The 20,952-nt window shown below is 46.7% G+C and carries 20 protein-coding genes; 16 read left to right on the top strand and 4 right to left on the bottom strand.

Annotated features, from left to right (window positions below):
• Nucleotides 1-132 precede the first annotated feature (132 nt).
• The gene (locus V7S65_RS29710) at nt 133-1,179 is read left to right on the top strand and encodes an NAD(P)-dependent alcohol dehydrogenase (RefSeq protein ID WP_079472462.1); all 1,047 of its coding nucleotides are present in this window, start codon (nt 133-135) and stop codon (nt 1,177-1,179) included.
• Between the two features lie 137 nt (nt 1,180-1,316).
• On the opposite strand, the gene V7S65_RS29705 is transcribed toward V7S65_RS29710, so the two are convergent.
• Nucleotides 1,317-1,583, bottom strand: a complete 267-nt coding sequence (locus V7S65_RS29705; protein ID WP_336389379.1) for a hypothetical protein — start codon at nt 1,581-1,583, stop codon at nt 1,317-1,319.
• A gap of 594 nt (nt 1,584-2,177) precedes the next feature.
• Between V7S65_RS29705 and V7S65_RS29700 the strand changes: the two genes are divergently transcribed.
• Nucleotides 2,178-2,891, top strand: coding sequence for an EcsC family protein (locus V7S65_RS29700; protein WP_336389380.1), 714 nt, complete (start codon nt 2,178-2,180; stop codon nt 2,889-2,891).
• Nucleotides 2,892-2,902: 11 nt separating this feature from the next.
• Here the strand turns inward: V7S65_RS29700 and V7S65_RS29695 are convergent, their stop codons facing one another.
• Nucleotides 2,903-3,283 carry a SnoaL-like domain-containing protein gene (locus tag V7S65_RS29695; protein ID WP_336389381.1) on the bottom strand — a complete coding sequence of 127 codons (381 nt, stop codon included), beginning with the start codon at nt 3,281-3,283 and terminating at the stop codon, nt 2,903-2,905.
• A 149-nt stretch (nt 3,284-3,432) separates the two neighbouring features.
• Between V7S65_RS29695 and V7S65_RS29690 the strand changes: the two genes are divergently transcribed.
• Nucleotides 3,433-4,431 carry a GlxA family transcriptional regulator gene (locus V7S65_RS29690; protein WP_336389382.1) on the top strand — a complete coding sequence of 333 codons (999 nt, stop codon included), beginning with the start codon at nt 3,433-3,435 and terminating at the stop codon, nt 4,429-4,431.
• Here the strand turns inward: V7S65_RS29690 and V7S65_RS29685 are convergent.
• A complete protein-coding gene (locus tag V7S65_RS29685; RefSeq protein ID WP_336389383.1) occupies nt 4,428-5,045 on the bottom strand; it encodes a class I SAM-dependent methyltransferase in 618 nt (205 codons plus the stop codon). The two genes, V7S65_RS29690 and V7S65_RS29685, sit on opposite strands and share 4 nt — an antisense overlap.
• A 132-nt stretch (nt 5,046-5,177) precedes the next feature.
• Here V7S65_RS29685 and V7S65_RS29680 point away from each other — a divergent pair, with 132 nt between their 5' ends.
• From V7S65_RS29680 to V7S65_RS29665, 4 genes are all read left to right on the top strand, one after another.
• Nucleotides 5,178-6,389, top strand: coding sequence for a hypothetical protein (locus tag V7S65_RS29680; protein WP_336389384.1), 1,212 nt, complete (start codon nt 5,178-5,180; stop codon nt 6,387-6,389).
• A gap of 87 nt (nt 6,390-6,476) precedes the next feature.
• Nucleotides 6,477-7,064 (top strand): AraC family transcriptional regulator, encoded by a 588-nt coding sequence (locus tag V7S65_RS29675; protein WP_336389385.1) that lies wholly within the window; start codon nt 6,477-6,479, stop codon nt 7,062-7,064.
• 78 nt (nt 7,065-7,142) lie between these two features.
• Entirely contained in the window at nt 7,143-9,410 is a 2,268-nt protein-coding gene (locus tag V7S65_RS29670; protein ID WP_336389386.1) for a heavy metal translocating P-type ATPase, read from the top strand.
• An 18-nt stretch (nt 9,411-9,428) separates the two neighbouring features.
• Complete coding sequence (locus V7S65_RS29665; protein ID WP_336389387.1) at nt 9,429-10,472, top strand: ferredoxin--NADP reductase; 1,044 nt, start codon at nt 9,429-9,431, stop codon at nt 10,470-10,472.
• A 114-nt stretch (nt 10,473-10,586) separates the two neighbouring features.
• Here V7S65_RS29665 and V7S65_RS29660 read toward each other — a convergent pair whose 3' ends face one another.
• Nucleotides 10,587-11,129, bottom strand: coding sequence for a hypothetical protein (locus V7S65_RS29660; RefSeq protein ID WP_336389388.1), 543 nt, complete (start codon nt 11,127-11,129; stop codon nt 10,587-10,589).
• 345 nt (nt 11,130-11,474) lie between these two features.
• Between V7S65_RS29660 and V7S65_RS29655 the strand changes: the two genes are divergently transcribed.
• From V7S65_RS29655 to V7S65_RS29615, 9 genes are all read left to right on the top strand, one after another.
• Entirely contained in the window at nt 11,475-11,873 is a 399-nt protein-coding gene (locus tag V7S65_RS29655) for an HYC_CC_PP family protein (protein ID WP_336389389.1), read from the top strand.
• Nucleotides 11,874-12,052: 179 nt separating this feature from the next.
• Nucleotides 12,053-13,342: an efflux RND transporter permease subunit gene (locus V7S65_RS29650; protein ID WP_336389390.1), complete on the top strand. Its 1,290-nt coding sequence runs from the start codon at nt 12,053-12,055 to the stop codon at nt 13,340-13,342.
• A gap of 2 nt (nt 13,343-13,344) precedes the next feature.
• A complete protein-coding gene (locus V7S65_RS29645) occupies nt 13,345-15,279 on the top strand; it encodes an efflux RND transporter permease subunit (RefSeq protein WP_079472448.1) in 1,935 nt (644 codons plus the stop codon).
• A complete protein-coding gene (locus V7S65_RS29640) occupies nt 15,263-16,516 on the top strand; it encodes a TolC family protein (RefSeq protein WP_111580239.1) in 1,254 nt (417 codons plus the stop codon). The genes V7S65_RS29645 and V7S65_RS29640 overlap by 17 nt, the downstream gene beginning before the upstream one ends.
• Entirely contained in the window at nt 16,494-17,693 is a 1,200-nt protein-coding gene (locus V7S65_RS29635; RefSeq protein WP_336389391.1) for an efflux RND transporter periplasmic adaptor subunit, read from the top strand. The genes V7S65_RS29640 and V7S65_RS29635 overlap by 23 nt, the downstream gene beginning before the upstream one ends.
• A 6-nt stretch (nt 17,694-17,699) precedes the next feature.
• On the top strand, nt 17,700-18,923 hold the full coding sequence (locus V7S65_RS29630) for an efflux RND transporter periplasmic adaptor subunit (RefSeq protein WP_336389392.1): 1,224 nt from the start codon (nt 17,700-17,702) through the stop codon (nt 18,921-18,923).
• Nucleotides 18,924-18,950: 27 nt separating this feature from the next.
• Nucleotides 18,951-19,493 carry a DUF3347 domain-containing protein gene (locus V7S65_RS29625; protein WP_336389393.1) on the top strand — a complete coding sequence of 181 codons (543 nt, stop codon included), beginning with the start codon at nt 18,951-18,953 and terminating at the stop codon, nt 19,491-19,493.
• A 17-nt stretch (nt 19,494-19,510) separates the two neighbouring features.
• Complete coding sequence (locus V7S65_RS29620; RefSeq protein WP_336389394.1) at nt 19,511-20,137, top strand: DUF3347 domain-containing protein; 627 nt, start codon at nt 19,511-19,513, stop codon at nt 20,135-20,137.
• Nucleotides 20,138-20,140: 3 nt separating this feature from the next.
• Nucleotides 20,141-20,602 carry a heme-binding domain-containing protein gene (locus tag V7S65_RS29615; RefSeq protein WP_079472442.1) on the top strand — a complete coding sequence of 154 codons (462 nt, stop codon included), beginning with the start codon at nt 20,141-20,143 and terminating at the stop codon, nt 20,600-20,602.
• Nucleotides 20,603-20,952 lie beyond the last annotated feature (350 nt).

Here is a 20,952-nt window from a genome sequence, read left to right as displayed (position 1 = left end):
CTGCAAGTTAAGGATAATACTGTTTTAGGGGCAAATTGTTTGATTTCCACAATTATTACTTTGATGGCTACAAGTGGGAGCTGGTATTTGCCCGTTAATTTTGCCTGGTTACACAATTAAAATTCTCTTATAATGATTACAGCTAAAGGTTATGCTGCGCAAAGTCCTGTCACTGATCTTGGCCCCTGGAATTTTGAACGCCGGGAAGTTGGGCCTCATGATGTACAGTTTGATATCTTATTTTGTGGTGTGTGTCACTCAGATCTGCACCAGATAAGGAATGAGTGGTTTCCAGGCATTTTCCCTATGGTGCCGGGGCATGAAATAGTAGGACGTGTTGTAAAAGTAGGATCGCACGTGACAAAGTTCAAGGTGGGCGACCTGGCAGGTACCGGCTGCCTGGTGGATTCCTGTCACACCTGTGATAACTGTAACCACGGCCTGGAGCAATATTGCCAGAATGGCGCCGTATTAACTTATAACAGCGTGGATAAGTATGGAGATGGTAGTCCTACCTACGGTGGATACTCCAATACCATTGTAGTAAAAGAAGATTTCGTATTGCATATCTCCGATAAATTACCGCTGGCCGCAACAGCGCCGTTGCTGTGTGCCGGTATTACCACCTATTCTCCGTTAAGGCACTGGAAAGTAGGCAAGGGTCATAAACTGGCCGTTCTCGGACTGGGCGGTTTAGGACACATGGCTGTAAAATTCGGGGTGGCTTTTGGTGCAGAAGTAACGGTATTAAGTACTTCCCCATCAAAAGCGGCAGCGGCGGCAAAGCTGGGCGCACATCATTTTGTGGTAACCTCCGACGCTGATCAGGTAGCAGCCGTGAAAGGCTCTTTCGACTTCATCCTGGATACCGTGAGTGCGGAACATGATTTCGGTTTGTACCTGTCTTTATTAAAGACAGATGGTACGCATATCTGCGTGGGCGTTCCGTCTTCCCCTAATAAAATACCTCCTTTTGCAATCATCGATGGCCGCAAAAGTGTGGCAGGATCTTCTATCGGCGGTTTGCCGGAAACCCAGGAAATGCTGGATTTCTGTGCAGAGCATAATATCGTATCTGATATTGAGCTGATAGATATGAAAGATATCCATGCTGCCTATGAGCGTATGGAGCGGGGAGATGTGAGATACAGGTTTGTGATTGATATGGCTACGTTGTAAAACGTTTGCGAAGAAAGCGCGACACTGCTGTTATGGCGGTGTCGCGCTTTTTCGTAGACTAATTTTGGTATTGAATAAAAATGAAAGGGACTGCATCTAGTAATAAAGAAGTCCTTCTAACCTCTGATAAGTACATTCTAATTAGCACATTTTTTATAAGCTCCATCTCTCGCCTCAACAAAATCATATATTTTCCAGCCAGATCCGGGTAACTTAAATTCCTTTTCCTCCTCTTTACTCATGTTTAGCTTTACATCATAAAGGGAACTATCAAGAGAGTTTGACTGAATTAGAAGGCTCCTTATTTTAATTGGCCTACTTTTCCAGTTAACTACTATTCCATGCATACTAGACCATTTAAGCCTAATATGCGGTGCATTGGGAGACATTTTTGAATTGTTCATATACAGGTTTAAAAACCGGGTACCTGGTTGGATAGACTCAATTTCCTCAAAAGTGACACAGTACTTCCCGTCAGGACTAGGTAACGTATAATAAGTGTTGCTACAACTAGTGATCAATATCGACGCTAAAAATAATATAAATAACCTATTCATCTTTGAAACTGTTTATGGGATTATTAACGGTCTTTCATATCCTGCATTTTGTAAATCCTCAGAAGCCGGATCGTCTGCAAACACTGGGCTAAGAGTGTGTATTTGGCGCACCTGAAGGTACTAATGTATTACCAATTGATCCAATACTCTGAAAAATAAAGTTACCTATTCTCCTAAAAATAAAAGGCATTCCCATTTGATTCCGACTCTCTTGAAAAGCTCCAAACCCTGAATGCATCATATTCCTCGTTAAGCCTATCATATTCGACGCCATGCCCGCAAAATAGTTTCCGACATGGGGTATATATTGAGGGTTAAATGAATAATGCCAGCAGTACAAATTAATTTCTATAGGATCGAAATTATCATTTGTATTTATTTTGTGACCACAGTAGGAAAAATGGGTAACTACCGGCTGTTTTCTTTTTTGTAATTTCGGTTATGTTATATGAACAACGGATGAAAGCAGAACTGGAGATCTGGCAGCATAAAATGCAGGGCCGGCCTTCCCTCGCAGACCGGTTGTCCAGATCGGTACAGTCCCGTATTAACCGCATTATTCCGCAGAAAATACATGATGCTATTACTGTTACCATTAAACAAATGGTGCGGGGTGTGTTGTTCGGCTCTACGTACACCGTACCCAACCAGCCTGTTTTTGCTTCGTTGTATGATATGGAAGAAGCGGTGCTTCGCCGGGTGGACTTTTACCGGAAAACAGCCGCGGCTGAGGGCGGCCTTACCGGCGCAGGCGGATTTTTATGGGGCCTTGCCGATTTCCCGATACTGCTTGGCATGAAACTGAAATTACTTTTTGACATTGCCACCTTTTATGGTTTTGATGTAAAAGATTATAAGGAACGGCTGTACATCCTCTATATTTTCCAGCTGGCTTTCAGCAGCCAGGAACACCGGCGCAATGTGTATGAGAATATTGTGGACTGGAAAGAGAAAAGCCGCCAGTTGCCGGAAGACATTCACGGTTTCGACTGGCAGCGTTTTCAGATTGAATACCGTGATCATATAGACCTCGCCAAGATGGGGCAGCTGCTTCCCGTAGTGGGCGCGGCTGTGGGCATAGTGGTCAATTACCGCCTGGTTACAAAGCTCGGCACTACCGCTATGAATGCCTACCGGATGCGGATACTGGACTGATATTATATTTTCTAATAGAAGAATTGCTCCAGTATAATCTGTCCGTCTTTCACTTCATATAACATGATCTCATCGAGTTGTATTCTTCCGAATCCTTCTACGGTAACATCCATACACCGGCCTACGGAAAAATAATTGCCGCCAACAACGGGTGGAGTGGTAGAAGCGCCGTGAACTTCCCGGATTTTTGATACAAAGTCCTTCCCTTTTTTGTGAACCGCCGCTTTGCCTTCTGCATAGCCAAAGTAGGGCGAATGGGCCGGGTCAACGCTTCTTACATTATCTGCAAAAAATTCGTCCTGGATTTCAAACCATTTTTCCTGTTGGGCCAGCTCGTTGAACCGGGTTGCTACTTCCTGGGTTGTCAGTGTGGTATTGATGGTTGTTGTCATAATATTGAGATTTATCAGGTGATGTATACCCGGCTATCACCGGTTGCTTATTACATCATAAAAGTAGTCATCCTTCCGGGAGGAAGTAAGTGGCGGAAATGACAAAAAAGAAGGCAATATTGCCATATCTTTAATGCAAAAGAATTCTCTTGCGTATCGCTATTCTTGATTATAAAGACGCCGTTCCAACATGCGTGACCGGCCCCGCTGATATCTGGGGCGGGCTTAAGCGGATGTACCCATTGGTAACCGGTACACCGTTAAAGGAAGATATCGGGATTGATTTTATTACCGAAGCAGATGGGCAGTTCACCCGGAGGCCGATGGGAAGCAGCGAGGCGCAGCAGCTCACTCCGCGCGACCGGTACCGCCTAATTATTATTCCCGCCATGCGCTATGATAAGATCGATGAAGTGATTAGCCGCGAAGGCCGGCTGATCGCATGGCTGAAGCAGCAACGCCACAAAGGCGCCGACCTCGCAAGCATCTGCGTGGGCGCTTTCCTGCTGGCAGAAACAGGCTTGCTGGACGGCAAAAAAGCTACCACCAACTGGTTGTTCGCAGACCGGTTTCAGCAGCGTTATCCGGCTATCAGCGTGCAGGACGATAAGATTATTGTAGACGAAGGGGCGGTGTATTCCTGCGGAGGCGCGTTTAGTTTCACCACCTTTATGATCTACCTGGTAGAAAAATTAATAGGTCACCAGGAAGCCGTGATGGCGTCAAAAATATTAATGATCAATACACATGAGGATTCACAGCTGGCCTTTTCCGTGTTCCGTTTCCAGCATGATCATGTGGATGACCCGATAAAAAAGATTCAGCAATTCATTGAGGCCAACTACCAGGAAGCAATCATCCTCGAAAAGCTGGCCGGCGACCATCACATGAGCGTCCGGAATTTCATCCGCCGCTTCCGGCAGGCAACGGGCAATACCCCGCTGGAATACCTGCAGCGGGTGCGTATTGAAGCAGCAAAAAAGCTGTTGGAAAATACCCGCGAGAGTATTGAAAACGTGGCGCTGCAATGCGGTTATGAAGATATCAGCTTCTTCCGGAAAGTTTTCCGCCGGCAGGTGGATATGAGCCCGAAAGAATATCACCTGAAATATGGCAAGCTGTCGGAGCGGCAGAAATTGAAGGCCTAGCGGATCCGTTTAAATGAGCAAAACAGGAAGTGTTGCGTGGTATTAAATGGCGTTACATGGTTTTCAGTGATACATTTTATCTTCTCAAAGCCGTTGCTGAGCCGGTCTGTCAGGGTATCCTCATCATATTGTTTTATAGGAAGACCGCTGCATTTTTCGGGACCATCAGTAGAAAAGGTGCCTATAATGGCATAGCCGCCGGCATTGATATTTTGCCGGGCGATATATAAGTACCGGTCAATCTGTTCCGGCGCAGTGAGGAAATGAAACGTGGCCCGGTCGTGCCATATATCGTAAGTAGTGGTTGGCTGAAAGGTGGTAATATCCTGCGCGATCCATTTAACAAGACCCGCTTTTTCACCCAGCCGTTGTTGCGCTCTTTCCAATGCCTTAGCCGAAATGTCCAACACGGTAATATTGGTAAATCCTGCTTCCAGCAGGAAGTCGGCCAGTTTACTGTCGCCGCCGCCGATGTCAATAATGGCCGCTGTTTTCGGAAAGTTTCCCGGGAGAATGAAATCGAGGGAAGTTTGTGGTACATCCTGTGTCCAGCTTACTTCCGAAGGCGTTTTGGTGTTGTAAACATTTTCCCAGTGCTGTTTATTTTCTTCCATGCCGGATATCGTTTAAATACAAATGTAGTAATTAAGGAACAAGACAAGATGCCTGTATTTTAAGCCCGCCGTGCATAATAAACACAAACCTTTGTACGTATATTGTCAAATACCTGCGTAAAAAAGCACTAAATGAAAAAGTACCTTGCCTTCATATCCGGCCTGTTGATTTTAATTTCCAAGGACGCCTTCTCACAAAATCTGTCAAAAAAACAACTGCTGGAAGACTTAATGTACTACAGGGATACCCTCCCGGTAAAGCACAAAAATCTGTATAACAAAATCACCAGAACAGAATTTGAAAATAAAGTTGCCCGGATAGCTGGAAAAATTGACACCCTGAATGAGGAAACCTTCATGGTGGAGCTTTTCAGGTTAAACGTGTCCATCGGCGACGAGCATACGCGGATTGAGCCTCAGTTTACGCTGGCTTTGCCCATAAAATTTACCCCATTCGACGACGGCATATTTGTTACCGGTATTGATCCTCAGCAATCATCTGCTCTCTTATCTAAACTAACCGCCATTAACGGGCATCCCATCGATGAAATTAACCGGAAGTTTAAGGAAGTAATTAAGGCCGACAATCAATCCTATTTTGAGATCTATGAGCAACAGTTTCTGAATAACCCTTCTTTTCTCAAAGGACTGGGCGTCCTAAACTCAGATAAAAGCGCAGAATTTACATTGCAAAGCCGCAACGGAGAAACCCGCCAGGTAACACTTTACGCCGTTAATAAAGACAGCCTGAATCTGACACTGTCCCCCCAATACGGCGCCATGTTGCCCTACAGGGAACCCGAAAAAGACTATTGGTATGCGTATGACTCAACAAAGAAAACGGTCTATTTCAACTTTGTTCATTGCATAGATGATGAGCAGCATCCATTCGCGCAGTTTAATGAGGAACTGTTTTCAAAAATAAACAGCTGGCATCCCGATAAAATTATTATTGACCTCCGGTATAACAGTGGCGGTAATTCCGGTGTGCTGGAACCTTTCATCGACAGCATTAAACATAGCTATTTAAATAAGAAGAACCATTTTTATGTGCTCATCGGGAAGCAAACCTTTTCTTCCGCTTTAATGAATGCCATTGAATTTAAAAGATATACCAATGCCATCCTGGTTGGGCAAATGACCAGCGGCAACATCAACCATTATGGAGAGGTGCGCGGATTCAGACTGCCAAATACAAAAATCGTGATCGGTTATTCAACAAGGTATTGGGAAAACTGGAAAGGAAAAAAAGGCGCCTTAATGCCTGATAAAGGAATTACCTATAGTTCTTTAAATTTTATTGATAATAAAGATGAAGCACTGGAATACATCTATAAACAGTAAATTATAATTATATAAACATTCCCCTGAATTGTATAATGCCATTGCTGATGGAATAGATGAACTTCGCATAGCTCAAATACCGGATATATGCTAAGTGCCTATAAAATATTTATCAAAGGAATGGTTTGCGACAGGTGTATTCTCGCGGTGAGAGAGGCGCTGCATGAGCTGCAGATACCGGTAACCGGTATTACGCTGGGACAAATTACCACCGTGTCTGCATTATCTGAACCGGATATGGACGCCATCCGGGAGAAACTGGCCCCGCTGGGTTTCACCCTGCTGGAAGATAAAAAGACCAAACTGGTAAGAGACGTTAAATCGCTGGTAGATAAAGTATATGGCGGATCTTATGATTTCCCGGATAATTTTAAGTTTTCAGATATAGTATCCCGTACGCTGAATAAGGATTATGCAGTCATCAGCAATATTTTTTCAGAAGCAGAAGGAATTACCCTGGAGAAATATATTAAAGAATATCGAGTGGAGAAGGTAAAGGAATTACTGGTTTATTCTGATGGAACCCTGTCGGACATTGCTTTTAAACTGGGTTATAGCAGCGGCGCCCATCTTTCCCGGCAGTTTAAAGATCAAACCGGCCTCAATACCTCTCATTTTAAAGAAATCAGGAAATCAAAGCAAGCCCTGACCCATCACCCCGGTCACCAGTCTTAAAATTATATACAATTCCCCTTGAATAGTGTAACGCCCGTGCCCACACCGCAGCGTAGCTTTGTAAAAAATCAGCAGTATATGTCATCAGCTATATCATTACAACAGGAATCAACAGCCACCAGGAAACACAAAGCCGGCACTACAAAAGAAACCTTTCCCGTATTGGAAATGACCTGTGCGGCATGCGCTGTTAGCGTGGAATCCATGCTGAAATCGGTGCCTGGCGTACAGGATGCCGGCGTTAACTTCGCCAATCAAACCGCCTGGGTACAATATGATCATGCCACTGTTACCCCTGCCATGCTGCAAAGCAGCGTCCGGTCAGTGGGATACGACCTGGTGATTGACAAGGAAAACCAGGATGAAGTAAAGGAAGAAGCGCAGCAGCGGCACTACCGGGAAGTGAAGCAACGCACCATCTGGGCGTCGGTGTTATCGCTTCCCATCGTTATTATCGGGATGTTCTTTATGGATATGCCGTATGGTAACTGGATCATGATGGCGCTTGCCACACCGGTGGTATTTTTCCTGGGCCGGAACTTCTTTATCAATGCCTGGAAACAGGCCAGGCACCGCAAAGCCAATATGGATACACTGGTAGCGTTGAGCACCGGTATCGCCTGGTTGTTCAGTGCTTTCAATACCATATACCCTGAGTTCTGGCATCAGCGCGGATTGCATGCGCATGTATATTTTGAAGCCGCTGCTGTGGTGATAGCGTTTATCTCGCTGGGTAAACTGCTGGAAGAAAAAGCTAAATCCAATACCTCATCTGCTATAAAAAAACTCATCGGCCTGCAACCCAAAACAGTGCTGCTGGTAGATGAATCCGGCAACACCCGTGAAATTCCTGTTTCTGAGGTAAAAGTGCAGGACCTGCTGCTGGTAAAGCCGGGCGAAAAAATCCCGGTGGATGGAAAGTTAGCAGATGGCGCCTCTTATGTGGATGAAAGCATGATCACCGGTGAGCCGGTACCAGTGGCTAAACATACCGGCGACGCAGTATTTGCAGGTACCATTAACCAGAAAGGAAGCTTCCGCTTCCGGGCCGAGAAAGTAGGCGCAGACACACTCCTGGCGCAGATTATCAAAATGGTGCAGGAAGCACAGGGCAGCAAGGCGCCGGTTCAGAAGCTGGTAGACAAGATCGCCGGTATCTTTGTACCGGTGGTAATAGGTATTGCTATCCTCACCTTCGTTTCCTGGATGGTGTTGGGCGGTGATAACGCTTTCACCCATGCGCTGCTTACTTCGGTAACAGTATTGGTGATCGCCTGCCCATGTGCATTAGGACTGGCAACGCCCACCGCCATCATGGTAGGCGTAGGTAAAGGCGCGGAAAATAATATCCTTATCAAAGATGCGGAAAGCCTGGAGCTGGCGCATAAAGTAAACGCCATCATCCTCGACAAAACCGGTACCATCACAGAAGGTAAACCGGTGGTAACCGATCTCATCTGGCATACAACCGCCAATACCACATCCGGCTCAGTACTGTATTCCCTTGAACAGCAATCCGAACACCCGCTGGCAGAAGCCGTGGTAGCGTATCTGAAAGACGGCGGTGCAACGGCCGTTCAGTTATCAGGCTTTGAAAGCCTCACCGGTAAAGGGGTGCAGGGAACCTTTGAACAAACCGTTTACCTGGTAGGTAACCGCAAGCTGATGGATGAAAACCATATTGCTGTTGAGCCACAGCTGGCAGCACAGGCCGCCGCATTGCAGGAAGATGCTAAAACAGTGATCTATTTTGCGGCAGGCAGGCAGCTGCTGGCGATAATCGCTATCGCCGATAAAATAAAGGAAACCTCCAGGGAAGCCATAGCCTCCTTACAAAAAGACGGCATTGAAGTATATATGCTTACCGGCGACAACACCCACACTGCCGCAGCTGTAGCCAGGAAAGTAGGACTGAAACATTATAAAGCAGAAGTGCTTCCTTCCTACAAAGCTGACTTTGTAAAAGAACTGCAGCGATCCGGAAAAGTAGTAGCGATGGTGGGCGATGGTATCAACGACTCACAGGCGCTGGCCCAGGCAGATGTAAGTATTGCAATGGGCAAAGGCTCGGACATTGCGATGGATGTGGCTAAAATGACGCTGATCACTTCTGATCTGAACAGTATTCCCAAAGCACTGAAGCTGTCGCGCAAAACCGTGAGCACTATTAAACAGAACCTCTTCTGGGCCTTCATCTATAATATCATCGGTATCCCGGTTGCTGCCGGTGTTTTGTTCCCGGTCAACGGATTTTTGTTAGACCCGATGATTGCAGGCGCGGCTATGGCCCTCAGTTCTGTAAGTGTAGTGAGTAACAGTTTGCGTTTGAAAGCGGCGCGTCTTTAAAATAAATCATCAGGAAACATGAATAATGTACAGATCTGGCGCACCGCCGGTATTATCCGGGAAACTGCATCAACAGTAACCATACAATTTGATACCGGCGGCCAGCCGTTTATATATAAGCCAGGACAGTTTATCAATATTACTTTAACGATCAATGGCGGCGCTGTTACAAGGTCTTATTCTTTAAGCTCGGTATATGGCAGGGACAAACAACCTGCCATCACGGTAAAAAGAGTAGCAGGGGGGATCATGAGCAACTATATTGCCGACAAGGCATCAGCCATCACGCATTGGTCTGTATCCGGCCCCTATGGCTCATTTACTCCTGCACACAATACCCATCAGGCGAAGCATCTTGTGCTGCTGGCGGGTGGAAGTGGTATCACGCCCTTGTATGCCATTGCCAGATCCGTGATCGGCCAGTCTCCCGATACCCGTGTTACCCTCATTTACGCCAGCCGCACGCCGGATGAAATTATATTCAGAAACGATATCGCGCTATGGCAGGAGCACTACCGGGAACGGATCAACGTTCATCATGTGATATCAGTTTATGAAGAAGCGGCCTCCCCGGATTTTATTAAGGGCCGGCTGGGTAAACTGGTAACGCGGAAGCTTATTCAACAGGCGGTAGGCGACCCTCTGGATGCGGTTCACTATTTTATCTGCGGACCCACAGGCTTAATGAAAATGCAGCATGAAATGCTGGAAGCGTTGCAGGTACCGGCGGAGCATATTTTTATGGAGTGGTTTTCCCCGGAACCCGTTAAAGAGGAAGAAGTAGTACCGGCACAGGAAGTACTGCTGCATTTTTATGAACAGTGTAACCTGCTGGAGGTGGCTGCCGGTAAAACGATCCTTGAAGCAGCGCTGGAAGACAGGATTCCCCTGCCATATTCCTGCAAGGGAGGTACCTGCGGTATTTGCGCTGCAAAGGTTACTGCCGGGAAGGTGAAGATGCTTGGTAATTATGCGCTCAGGCAACAGGAGGTGGACGAGGGAATGGTGCTTCTTTGCCAGAGCTTTCCTCTTACAGGTGATGTGACGGTGGAGATAGGATAATGCGGAAACCGCCTCACACCGCGGAAACAATACCCTGCTGCTGCTTCCGCTGTATTCAGCCTGTCAATAAAAAAAGCCTGAAGGCCGCGAAGACCTTCAGGCCCGATGAAGTACTCAGCAACCACCTTTGTTGGGAGGACGTTCATAAATTATTTTACTATCCCGTTCTATATAGTCGCCCGATACTATTGGATATGAATACTTGGGGGCGTACGATACATTATGGCTTCTTATAATTATTTTGTCGTTAACTTTCAGGCTAAGCAATTGCTGAAATTCATCAGGCTGTTTCGGCCCAAAACTAAGAATATAATCGACCCCGTCAATCCTGACCATCACTCCAAAACCTAATCGTGAGCCTGGCGGAAGAGAAAGAGAGGTTACAACAGCCTCCATATTGGTAAAAGCACTTACAGGCTTCCCTATTTTAGCAGCGCCGGCAAGCACTTTTTTACCGTCGGGAGACGTTTGCCATTTTTTGAACATTATACCAGCAGGGGTAGCCTCCCATTTTCTCAATTCGGCTTTCATTTCTGCAGCAGAGGGTGGCCTGGGGGTTGGTTTTTTAGAATTTTCATTTTTGATTTCGCGATTGGCAAATACTAGTCCGCCTACCACAACCAGCGGTAAGATCAGCGCATAAATAGCTTTTTTCATAATTTTTGTAGTTTTAATTAACATAAATCTATCTCCTGATAAATCTATCTCCTGATAAATCATATCCGCTTAGGGCATCTCTTTTATTTTTCATATAAAAGTTTGATACAGCGAAACTACTTTAATCCTTTCCGCTTGAAGGATTAGGATTGTAAATTAAAATGTAAACTTTGTAAATTATTGTAAATAGCCCGCTGGGCCTTAGAATCCCGTTGCTTAAGATCATCACGGACTGCAAAAAAAAGGTTGCCGCTCCCGGAGCAAACTTCTTTCCGGTTAAAATATAAAACAAACACAAAATTATATAACAATCAACCGGGCGGTTACCGCTACTTTTGTTACAGCATGAAAAAGGCGCTTGCACTCATATTAGCTTTCCTGTATGCCGGCTCATCTACCGGCGCTACTTTCCACATGCACTACTGCATGGGAAAGCTGGTAGAAGTGGCGTTATGGCATGGAGAAGTGAAGCCCTGCAACCAGTGTAGTATTGGTCATAGTAAGGCATGCGCCAAAAAATGTTGCAGGGATGAACACAAAACGGTAAAGCTGGAAAAGGACCAGAAAGCCGCCGAACATGCCTTTCATTTTAACCAGGTAGCTATGCTGGTGGCTCCCCTGTCTTTTTTTGAGCATCACCCGGTGCATGTGCTGTCCATAGCGGAAGAATATCCGGCTACCCATGCGCCACCGCGAAGTAATAAAATACCCACGCATATATTTAACTGTAGCTTCCTGATCTGATACCCCGCTTCCTCCGGCGTATGCTAATACCATACAGCATTCACACGCCTTTATCTTACCACATAATTTATTGAGAAATAAACTTACCGGTTTATGAATTGCGCCATTGCCATACGATTGCAGCGGCCTGTTTTATACCTGCCGGGAAAGTAACTGCATAAAGATTTATAGAAAGAGATATGGTACATCGTATTATAGAATGGTCATTGCGCAACCGCTTTATTGTGCTGGTAATGGCGGCGGCTATGTTTGCCTGGGGCATTTTTGCCGTGAAAAAGAACCCTATTGACGCCATCCCGGATTTATCCGAAAACCAGGTGATTGTATTTACGGAATGGATGGGCCGGGGACCACAGCTGATCGAAGACCAGGTCACTTATCCGCTGGTGACTAACCTGCAGGGTCTTCCCAAAATTAAGTATGTACGCGGTACGTCTATGTTTGGAATGAGTTTTATCTATATCATTTTTAATGATGACGTAGATATTTACTGGGCCAGGGAAAGAGTACTGGAAAGATTAAGTACCGTTTCCAGGACATTGCCAACAGGCGTAACGCCACAACTGGGGCCCGATGGTACCGGCGTGGGACATATACTCTGGTACACATTGGATGCGCCGGGTATGGACCTGGGTGAGCAACGCGCATTGCAGGACTGGTACGTGAAATTCGCCCTGCAAAATGTAGCAGGCGTCAGTGAAATTGCCTCTTTCGGCGGTTTTCAGAAGCAGTACCAGGTTACCGTAGATCCCAATAAGCTCCTTTATTATAAGCTCTCCGTGGCAGAAGTAATGAATGCCATTCGTACGAATAACAATGAATCCGGCGGCCGCAAATTTGAGCTAAGTGATATTGGCTATATCATTAAAACATCCGGCTACTTAAAGTCAGTGGCTGAAATAGAGAATATACCCGTTAAAACGCAGAACAGTATTCCTGTAAAGATATCAGATGTTGCCGCTGTTCAGATGACCGGGGAAACCAGGCTGGGCGTCTTCGACCAGGACGGACAAGGAGAGCGTGTAGGCGGTATCGTAGTAATGCGTTATGGTGAAAACGCTGCAGAGGTGATTGATAAAGTGAAGATAAAAATGCAGGAGGTGGCCAAAGGCTTTCCCGATGGAGTGAAGTTTGACATCGTGTACGACCGGGGAGCACTCATCAAAGAATCCGTGGATTCCATTAAACATACCCTTATTGAAGAAATGGCGGTGGTATCTGTTGTGGTGATCATCTTCCTTTTTCACTGGCGCAGCGCCCTTAGCATCATTATACAGATCCCGGTTACCCTGGCCGCAAGTTTTATCCTGCTGAATGCTTTTGGCATTTCTTCCAACATCATGTCGCTCACAGGTATTGCGCTGGCTATCGGGGTTATTGTAGACAATGGAATTATCATGAGTGAAAATGCCTATAAACACCTGGCAGAACGGTATGCGCAGTGGCAGGGCGAACAAAAAACCAAGTAACTATGAACTGGCTGAAGAATATATTTAAAAAATCACCGCAATGGATATCTGAAGAAGAGCGGTTAAAGATAATAGAGAAGTCGAGTAAGCAGGTATCCCGTGGGGTATTTTTTGCGACCATCATTATTATTACTTCGTTCCTGCCGGTATTTATGCTAACAGGGCAGGAGGGTAAGCTGTTTCACCCGCTGGCTTATACCAAAACTTTTATCATGATCGTGGATGCGCTGCTGGTAATTACACTGGCGCCCGTGCTGATCTCCTTCTTTATGAAAGGAAAATTCAGGCCGGATCATGATAACCCGGTAAACCGGGTGTTGGAAAGAATTTATGAGCCCATCATAAAAGGAGTGCTGAAGTGGCGGAAAACGACCATCGCTATCAATATCATCGCGCTGGTGATTACTATCCCGCTGCTTAAAAGTCTTGGTAGCGAATTTATGCCACCGCTGGATGAGCAAAGCATTTTGTTTATGCCCGTAACACTGCCGGATATTTCCAACGGAGAAGTGAAACGCATTTTACAGGTGCAGGATAAGATCATTAAATCTGTTCCGGAAGTGGACAAGGTTTTAGGAAAGGCCGGACGCGCCAGCACGGCTACCGACAATTCTCCTATGAGTATGATTGAAACGATCATCATGCTGAAACCAAAAGCGAAATGGCGGGAAGGTAAAACGAAGCAGGACATCATCAATGAGCTGGATACAAAGTTACAGATCCCCGGTGTGGTGAATGGCTGGACGCAACCTATCATTAACCGCATAAACATGCTGGCTACCGGTATCCGTACAGACGTAGGCGTGAAAGTATATGGGCAGCACCTGGATAGTATTGCGGTGGTATCTGAACGCGTGAAGATGGCCCTGGAAGGTACGCCTGGTATCATGGACCTGTACGTAGAACCGGTTACCGGCGGTAAGTACCTGGATATTGATGTGCGCCGGCAGGACCTGGCGCGTTATGGACTGAATGTAGATGAGGTGAACCAAACGGTGGAATTTGCGCTGGGCGGCGCTCCCGTAGGTAATACGGTGGAAGGCCGGCAGCGGTTTTCCATCAGCGTGCGGTTGGCACAGGACTATCGTAACAGCGTTGAACGGATTAAACGCATCCCGCTCATGTCCGCATCTTTTGGCGAAGTGCCTTTATCCGCTGTAGCAGATGTGAAATTTGCGGATGGGCCGCCAATGATCTCTTCAGAAAACGCCATGCTTCGCGGGGCTGTTTTATTTAATGTGCGTGGCCGTGATCTCGGAGGTACCGTGAGTGAGGCGATAGATAAGATGAGTAAGGCCAAAGGCCTACTGCCGCAGGGATATTACCTGGAGTGGAGCGGACAGTATGAAAACCTGATCCGTGGCCAGCAAACATTGATGTGGATTGCCCCCATTGTATTAGTGATCATTTTCTTTTCCCTGTATTTCGCATTTAATTCTATCCGGGAAGCATTTCTTAGTCTTATTACCGTGCCGTTTGCCCTGATTGGCGGCGCCTACATGATCTATTTCTGGGGCGTGAATTTATCGGTGGCAGTGGCGGTAGGTTTCATTGCCTTGTTTGGTATTGCCGTAGAAACCGGGATTGTAATGGTTATTTATTTAAATGACGCCATGCAGCAACTGGTGAAAGAGAAAGGTAATTCTTCGGAAACAATTACCCCGGAAGACCTGCGGCTGGCTGTGATTCACGGCGCCGCCAAACGTTTACGGCCCAAGCTGATGACGGTATGCGTATCGCTGTTCGGACTGGTGCCCGTTCTTTGGGCTTCCGGTGTAGGTACAGATGTGATGAAGCCAATAGTGTTGCCGATGATTGGCGGTGTGCTTACTTCTTCCACACACATCCTGCTGGTAACACCGCTGATCTTTTTATTGTCGAAAGAATATGAATTACGCAAGTACGGAAAAATAGAAATTCATGAAGTACATCATTAAATATATACTGATAACAGCGCTTTGCGCACCCATAACACTGGCCGCGCAGCAGGCGCCTGTATTGCGGCTGGATACCATTCTGCAAAGGGTGGATCAGCACAATATCCTGTTACAGTCATACGGTCTGAAAGCAGAAAGTTATAAGTACAGCGCTGATGCAGCTACGGCCTGGATGGCGCCGATGGTAGGCGTCGGAACATTTATGACGCCTTATCCGGGGCAGCAGGTGATGGACGACAGGGACAAAGGCAGCCTGATGCTGCAGCTTGAACAGGATATTCCTAATCCCGCCAAACTGAATGCAAAGAAAAAATACATCGCCTCCCAGGGAAATATTGAACTGGCCACCAGGGATATTACGCTGAATGATCTGAAGGCACAGGCTAAACGTCTTTATTTTAACTGGATTGTTGCCAAACAGCGTATTGGGGTATTGCAGGAAAATGAGAAGATCATGGTGACCATGAAAAAGATTGAGGAAGTGCGCTATCCGTATAACCAGTCGCAGCTCGGCGCGGTGTTTAAAGCCACTGCAAAGATCGAGGATAATCACAACATGATCCGCATGCAGGAAGGCGCCATTGCCAAGGCAAGGTCGTGGCTCAACAGCCTGATGAATGCGCCCGGCAACCAGGCGTTTGATATTGACACTACTTACCAGCCGGTGTTTGAAGTGGCTGCTTCCTACGACACGGCGTCTCTTGCTTCCGCGAGGAAGGATGTGGTAAAGATGGATGAAAGTATCCGTTCCATGCAGCTGAACATTAATAGTATGAAGCGGGAGAAGAAACCCGATTTCAAAGTGCGCTTTGATCATATGCGTCCTTTGGATGCCATGATGCCCAGGGCTTTCAGCGCGATGGGAATGATCAGTATCCCGATAGCGCCGTGGTCGTCCAGGATGTACAAATCAGGTGTAAAAGCCATGCAGTATAATGTGGAGGCGATGGAAAAGGAGCGGGCGGCAATGCTCCAGGAAACACAGGGAATGCTGTATGGTATGCAGTTTGAAATACAGTCGATGCAGCAGCGCGTGGAAGCAATGGAAGAAAAGATCATTCCTGCGCTGCGCCAAACGCTGGATGCCAACTTTCTGAATTACCAGGAAAACAAGCTGGCATTGTCCAACGTGATCGACTCCTGGGAAGCGCTCACCATGATGCAGTTGAACGTACTGGATGAGAAATTAAAACTCTATGAAATGATAGTGGATTATGAGAAACAGTTATATCGTTAAAATATTCTTCCCTGTGTTTGCAATGGCCGCCGGATTGTCCGCCTGCAAAGGCAAAGCGGATAAAGCAGCTCACAATAGGCAGGCTGTGCATGATGAGCAGGCCATAGATAGTAGCATTGCCCGGCTTACAAAGCCGGTGAATGCACAGGTAATTGCGGCTATCCCCGCTATTCAACCGGAGGGAGGCACCCGCATTTATGCGTCGGAAGTAAATGGTGTCATTACGTATGATACCCGCAACCAAACCAGTATAGCCAGCAGGGTTGGCGGACGGATAGAGCGCTTGCTGATAAAATATAACTATCAGCCGGTGCGGAAAGGTCAGCTGATCATGGAGGTATATTCTCCTGATCTGGCGGCGGCGCAAAGAGAGTTACTCTATGTAGCACATAACAGCCGGGAGATGCTGGCGGGAGCAAAGCAGCGGTTACAACTGCTGGGTATGCAACCGGCACAAATTAACGAGGTGCTTACAACCGGTAATATCTTTTATCGTATTCCTGTTTACAGTAACAGCGATGGTTATATACTGGAAAAAACGGTTGCGGGTCCGGTGGCTGCGCCGTCTTCGCCTGCTGCTTCCCCGGATGGTATGGGCGGTATGGGTGGCGAAGCAACGGCAACAGCGGCGCCTGCTCCGGCGGCCCCGGTAGCTGCTCCTGTACTGTTACGCGAAGGACAGTATGTAAATGCGGGCCAGTCGCTTTTTACCATTTACCAGGCCAAAGCCCTCGTTGCCGAATTTGCTTTTCCGATGCCACTGGCAGTCAGGATCAAACGCGGCCAGCGGTTGTTATTTTTTCCCGCCAATAATGATACGGCCATGCAATCGGGAAGTATTGGTTTGATAGAGCCCGTGTTCCGCGATGGCGTGAACTTTACGCTGGCAAGGGTATACCTGGAAAATAATGATTTCCGGGTAGGACAATTACTATATGCAAATGTTCCTGTTGTTTATACCGAAGGATGGTGGCTGCCAAAACAGGCGGTGTGGCGTTTGGGTAATCAATCTGGTGTTTTCCGGAAGGAGAAGGAAGTATATGTTCCCGTTACCGTGAAAACGGGTGTGGTAACGAAAGACATGATCCAGGTAATCACTGACATCGGTAACTGGAAAGTAGCCGCTAATGCAGCTTACCTGGTAGACAGCGAGAGTTTTATTAAAACTGATCATTAAAGCAATATGGAAAGGAAAAGTTTTTTAAAGGCAGTGGCGTTTGTTTCACTTGCGCCGGTAGTATTGCTGGCCGCCTGTAAGGATGCAGGTAAGAAACAGGCAGGAGAGGAAAAGGTGCAAACCTATACCTGCCCTATGCATCCGCAAATAGTGCAGAACAAGCCAGGTACCTGTCCTGTTTGCGGTATGGAGCTGGTACCATTTGATAAAAATAATAAAGAAGCATCGCTTACCCTGGGTGAAAGCCAGATGGCGCTGGCCAACATCACGACAATGGTGGTGGGCGCCGGTGCTTTATCCAACTTCAGGCAGCTGAACGGCAGACTGGTAACAGATCCTGAAAAGTCGGCCGTTATTTCCAGCAGGGTAGCAGGCCGTATTGAGGCATTGTATGTAAAGGAAACGGGCGTAAAGGTAAGCAAGGGCCAGCCCTTATATAAAATATATTCAGAGCAGCTGGCGAGCCTTCAACAGGAATACCTGCTGGCGGTAGCACAGGTAACACAGTTCCCGGATGATGCGCGTTTTCAGCAGATAGAAAAGGCTGCAAAGCAAAAGCTGGTGTTATATGATCAGTCAGCTGGTGACATCAGCCGGCTGGTACAATCGAGGAAGGTAAACCCTTATGTTACTTACCCGGCAACAGTTAGCGGGGTGGTATCCGGGCTTACCGCCACAGAAGGGCAGTATGTAAACGAAGGCGGCGAAGTGATGCGCCTGGAAGGATATAGCCAGCTTTGGGTAGAAGCCGATCTGTATCCCGCAGAAGCAGCTGCTGTACAGGTAGGACAACCGGTAAAGGTGATCATTGCCGGCTGGGAAAATGAGCCACAAACAATGACGGTGCAGTTTATCTATCCGTCGTTGCAAAGCGGCAGTCAGCTGATGCAGGTGCGGGGTACTGTTCCCAACCCGGATAACCGCTGGCAGCCAGGTTTACAGGCAAACATCTTATTACCGGTTACCAGCAAAGGCAACGTGTTAAGCCTGCCGGCAGATGCGGTAATCCGCGATGGTAAAGGCGCGCATGTATGGATTCAGAAAACCCGCGGAAAATTTGAACCGCGCATGGTAAGCACCGGTATGGAAAATTTCGACGACGTGGAAATTACGCATGGCCTGGTAGCAGGAGATACAGTGGTGATTACCGGCGCTTATTTATTGTACTCCGAATATATCCTTAAAAAAGGCGCTGACCCGATGGCGGGAATGCCTGGTATGGGACATTAAAAATATCTGTATAAAAAACAAACAGCCATGAAACAATTTGTAAAATTTACGGTAGCTCCGCTGGCGGCGCTGATTTTCCTGGCCGCATGCGGCAACAACAATTCTGTAACTAAGGAACAGGACTCCACCAGTCAACATGAAACAATAGCACCTTCCCCTGCGATTGTACAATTGAAAGATGATAAGCTGCATGCCGTGTATCAGCATTATGTGCTGCTGTCTGCTGCCCTGGTTAAGGGAGATGTGAAAGCAGCGCGCCTTGCCGGCAACGCTATTGAAACCGGCGCCAGCGAGATAACAGGTGGTGAAGCAATAGGCGCCGGCGCTGCAAAAATCACCGCTACCGCAGACATCGCAACACAACGGATAGCGTTTTCGGCGTTAAGCAATGATTTTATTTCCCTCGCAAAGAAATCCGGGTTGAGTAGCGGTCAGCTGTATGTCGACTTCTGCCCGATGGCGATGAATGATAAAGGCGCTTACTGGCTGAGCAGCGATAAAGCCATTCAGAATCCCTATTTCGGCGATCAGATGCTGACCTGCGGCGAAGTGAAAGAAACAATTCAATAATATCTAAAAAAAATAAAATGAAAACAATCATCACCGGCGCTTTAGTGGCAGCCACCGTTACCTTTACTGCCTGTAATAACAGCAACAATAACGCTCATGAAGCGCATCAGCATGATACTGCTGCAATGGTTATGAAACAGGGAAGTTCGCCCGCTGATCATTCAATTGTGCAGGTAAAGCCCCGGTTTACAAATGTGGATGCAAACGTAATGGCCTCCCTGACACCTGTTTTCGGACATTATCTGCATCTTAAAAATAGTCTTGCTGCCGATAATTCAGCTGAAGCTGCCGGCAGTGGTAAAGCAATGGAAATCGCATTGGAAAAAGTAGATAAGGCCGCTATGACGCCTGAACAACAGAAAGTGTATCATGAAAATGAAGATGATCTGAAAGAACATGCGGAGCATATTGGCAGGAATGAGGGAAATATAGCACATCAGCGTGAACACTTTGCCCAGATGAGTGAGGATGTATATGCACTGGTAAAGGCATTTGGCGGGAAGCAAACTTTGTATCATGATTATTGCCCTATGTACAATGATAACAAAGGAGCGCTGTGGCTGAGCGAAACAAAGGACATACAGAATCCTTATATGGGTAGTAAAATGCCAGCCTGCGGTTCCGTTAAAGAGATGATTCAATAGCGTATGACCAGGATCATTTTATTTTTATTACTGATCATTATTGTTGCGATACAATTTTTTCAACCGGAGAAAAATGAAAACGGTGGCAGGAAATCTCCGGATGAAATCACCGGTTTGTACACCATTCCGGCGAATGTACAAACGATATTGAAGCAGGCGTGTTATGATTGTCATAGTAATAATACCCGCTACCCCTGGTATGCGGGTATTCAGCCTGTGGGCTGGTTAATGGCTGCTCATATCAGGGAAGGGAAAAAGGAGTTGAATTTTGATGAGTATGGGGCCTATTCATCCAAAAGACAGCGTAATAAAATGAAGAGAATGAAAGAACAGGTAACAGCCGGTAAAATGCCGTTAAGTTCATATACCCTTATACATGCTGATGCCAGGCTAACTACCGGCCAAAAGGAATTGATTGCAAACTGGATCGACAGTACCCTTGAGCTGCATACAGGGGACCACTAAATTGTTTTGTAAAAATGTAATTGCATTTGGAAGGTCAGCCGGTGCATAAGCTGTCAGTGGGCAAAGTCATAAGTGTTTTGCCAGGGATCAGGCATTGGCAGGACAAAATTGCGACTGAAGGCCCCCTGCCTCCCGGATGCTTCTCCGGTGCCCCGGACTTGCGTATATCATGGATCATCCATGCACTATCTATACTGTTCGCATGGACTCCTCATGCACTCCTCATGCACTCCTCATGGACTATCAATGCACTATCTATTATACCAGGTCCCCCGGTCTAGTCCTGGTATAGGTTTACACTTTTGTTAGATAATCCTGTTTGAAGTTTACAATATAAGTTTTTAGTCCTA

The organism is Chitinophaga sp. CCNWYY40 (assembly GCF_037483205.1).
Classification (GTDB): Bacteria; Bacteroidota; Bacteroidia; order Chitinophagales; family Chitinophagaceae; genus Chitinophaga; species Chitinophaga ginsengisegetis.
The sequence above is the reverse complement of the archived record's forward strand: the minus strand, read 5'-3'. Positions and strand labels throughout refer to the sequence as shown.

What these genes read in the sequence shown, in the direction of transcription:
- V7S65_RS29710 (WP_079472462.1), top strand. Translation starts at nt 133, where the DNA reads ATGATTACAGCTAAAGGTTATGCTGCGCAAAGTCCTGTCACTGATCTT.
- V7S65_RS29705 (WP_336389379.1), bottom strand. Translation starts at nt 1,583, where the DNA reads ATGAACAATTCAAAAATGTCTCCCAATGCACCGCATATTAGGCTTAAA.
- V7S65_RS29700 (WP_336389380.1), top strand. Translation starts at nt 2,178, where the DNA reads ATGTTATATGAACAACGGATGAAAGCAGAACTGGAGATCTGGCAGCAT.
- V7S65_RS29695 (WP_336389381.1), bottom strand. Translation starts at nt 3,283, where the DNA reads ATGACAACAACCATCAATACCACACTGACAACCCAGGAAGTAGCAACC.
- V7S65_RS29685 (WP_336389383.1), bottom strand. Translation starts at nt 5,045, where the DNA reads ATGGAAGAAAATAAACAGCACTGGGAAAATGTTTACAACACCAAAACG.
- V7S65_RS29680 (WP_336389384.1), top strand. Translation starts at nt 5,178, where the DNA reads ATGAAAAAGTACCTTGCCTTCATATCCGGCCTGTTGATTTTAATTTCC.
- V7S65_RS29675 (WP_336389385.1), top strand. Translation starts at nt 6,477, where the DNA reads ATGCTAAGTGCCTATAAAATATTTATCAAAGGAATGGTTTGCGACAGG.
- V7S65_RS29670 (WP_336389386.1), top strand. Translation starts at nt 7,143, where the DNA reads ATGTCATCAGCTATATCATTACAACAGGAATCAACAGCCACCAGGAAA.
- V7S65_RS29665 (WP_336389387.1), top strand. Translation starts at nt 9,429, where the DNA reads ATGAATAATGTACAGATCTGGCGCACCGCCGGTATTATCCGGGAAACT.
- V7S65_RS29660 (WP_336389388.1), bottom strand. Translation starts at nt 11,129, where the DNA reads ATGAAAAAAGCTATTTATGCGCTGATCTTACCGCTGGTTGTGGTAGGC.
- V7S65_RS29655 (WP_336389389.1), top strand. Translation starts at nt 11,475, where the DNA reads ATGAAAAAGGCGCTTGCACTCATATTAGCTTTCCTGTATGCCGGCTCA.
- V7S65_RS29650 (WP_336389390.1), top strand. Translation starts at nt 12,053, where the DNA reads ATGGTACATCGTATTATAGAATGGTCATTGCGCAACCGCTTTATTGTG.
- V7S65_RS29645 (WP_079472448.1), top strand. Translation starts at nt 13,345, where the DNA reads ATGAACTGGCTGAAGAATATATTTAAAAAATCACCGCAATGGATATCT.
- V7S65_RS29640 (WP_111580239.1), top strand. Translation starts at nt 15,263, where the DNA reads ATGAAGTACATCATTAAATATATACTGATAACAGCGCTTTGCGCACCC.
- V7S65_RS29635 (WP_336389391.1), top strand. Translation starts at nt 16,494, where the DNA reads ATGAGAAACAGTTATATCGTTAAAATATTCTTCCCTGTGTTTGCAATG.
- V7S65_RS29630 (WP_336389392.1), top strand. Translation starts at nt 17,700, where the DNA reads ATGGAAAGGAAAAGTTTTTTAAAGGCAGTGGCGTTTGTTTCACTTGCG.
- V7S65_RS29625 (WP_336389393.1), top strand. Translation starts at nt 18,951, where the DNA reads ATGAAACAATTTGTAAAATTTACGGTAGCTCCGCTGGCGGCGCTGATT.
- V7S65_RS29620 (WP_336389394.1), top strand. Translation starts at nt 19,511, where the DNA reads ATGAAAACAATCATCACCGGCGCTTTAGTGGCAGCCACCGTTACCTTT.
- V7S65_RS29615 (WP_079472442.1), top strand. Translation starts at nt 20,141, where the DNA reads ATGACCAGGATCATTTTATTTTTATTACTGATCATTATTGTTGCGATA.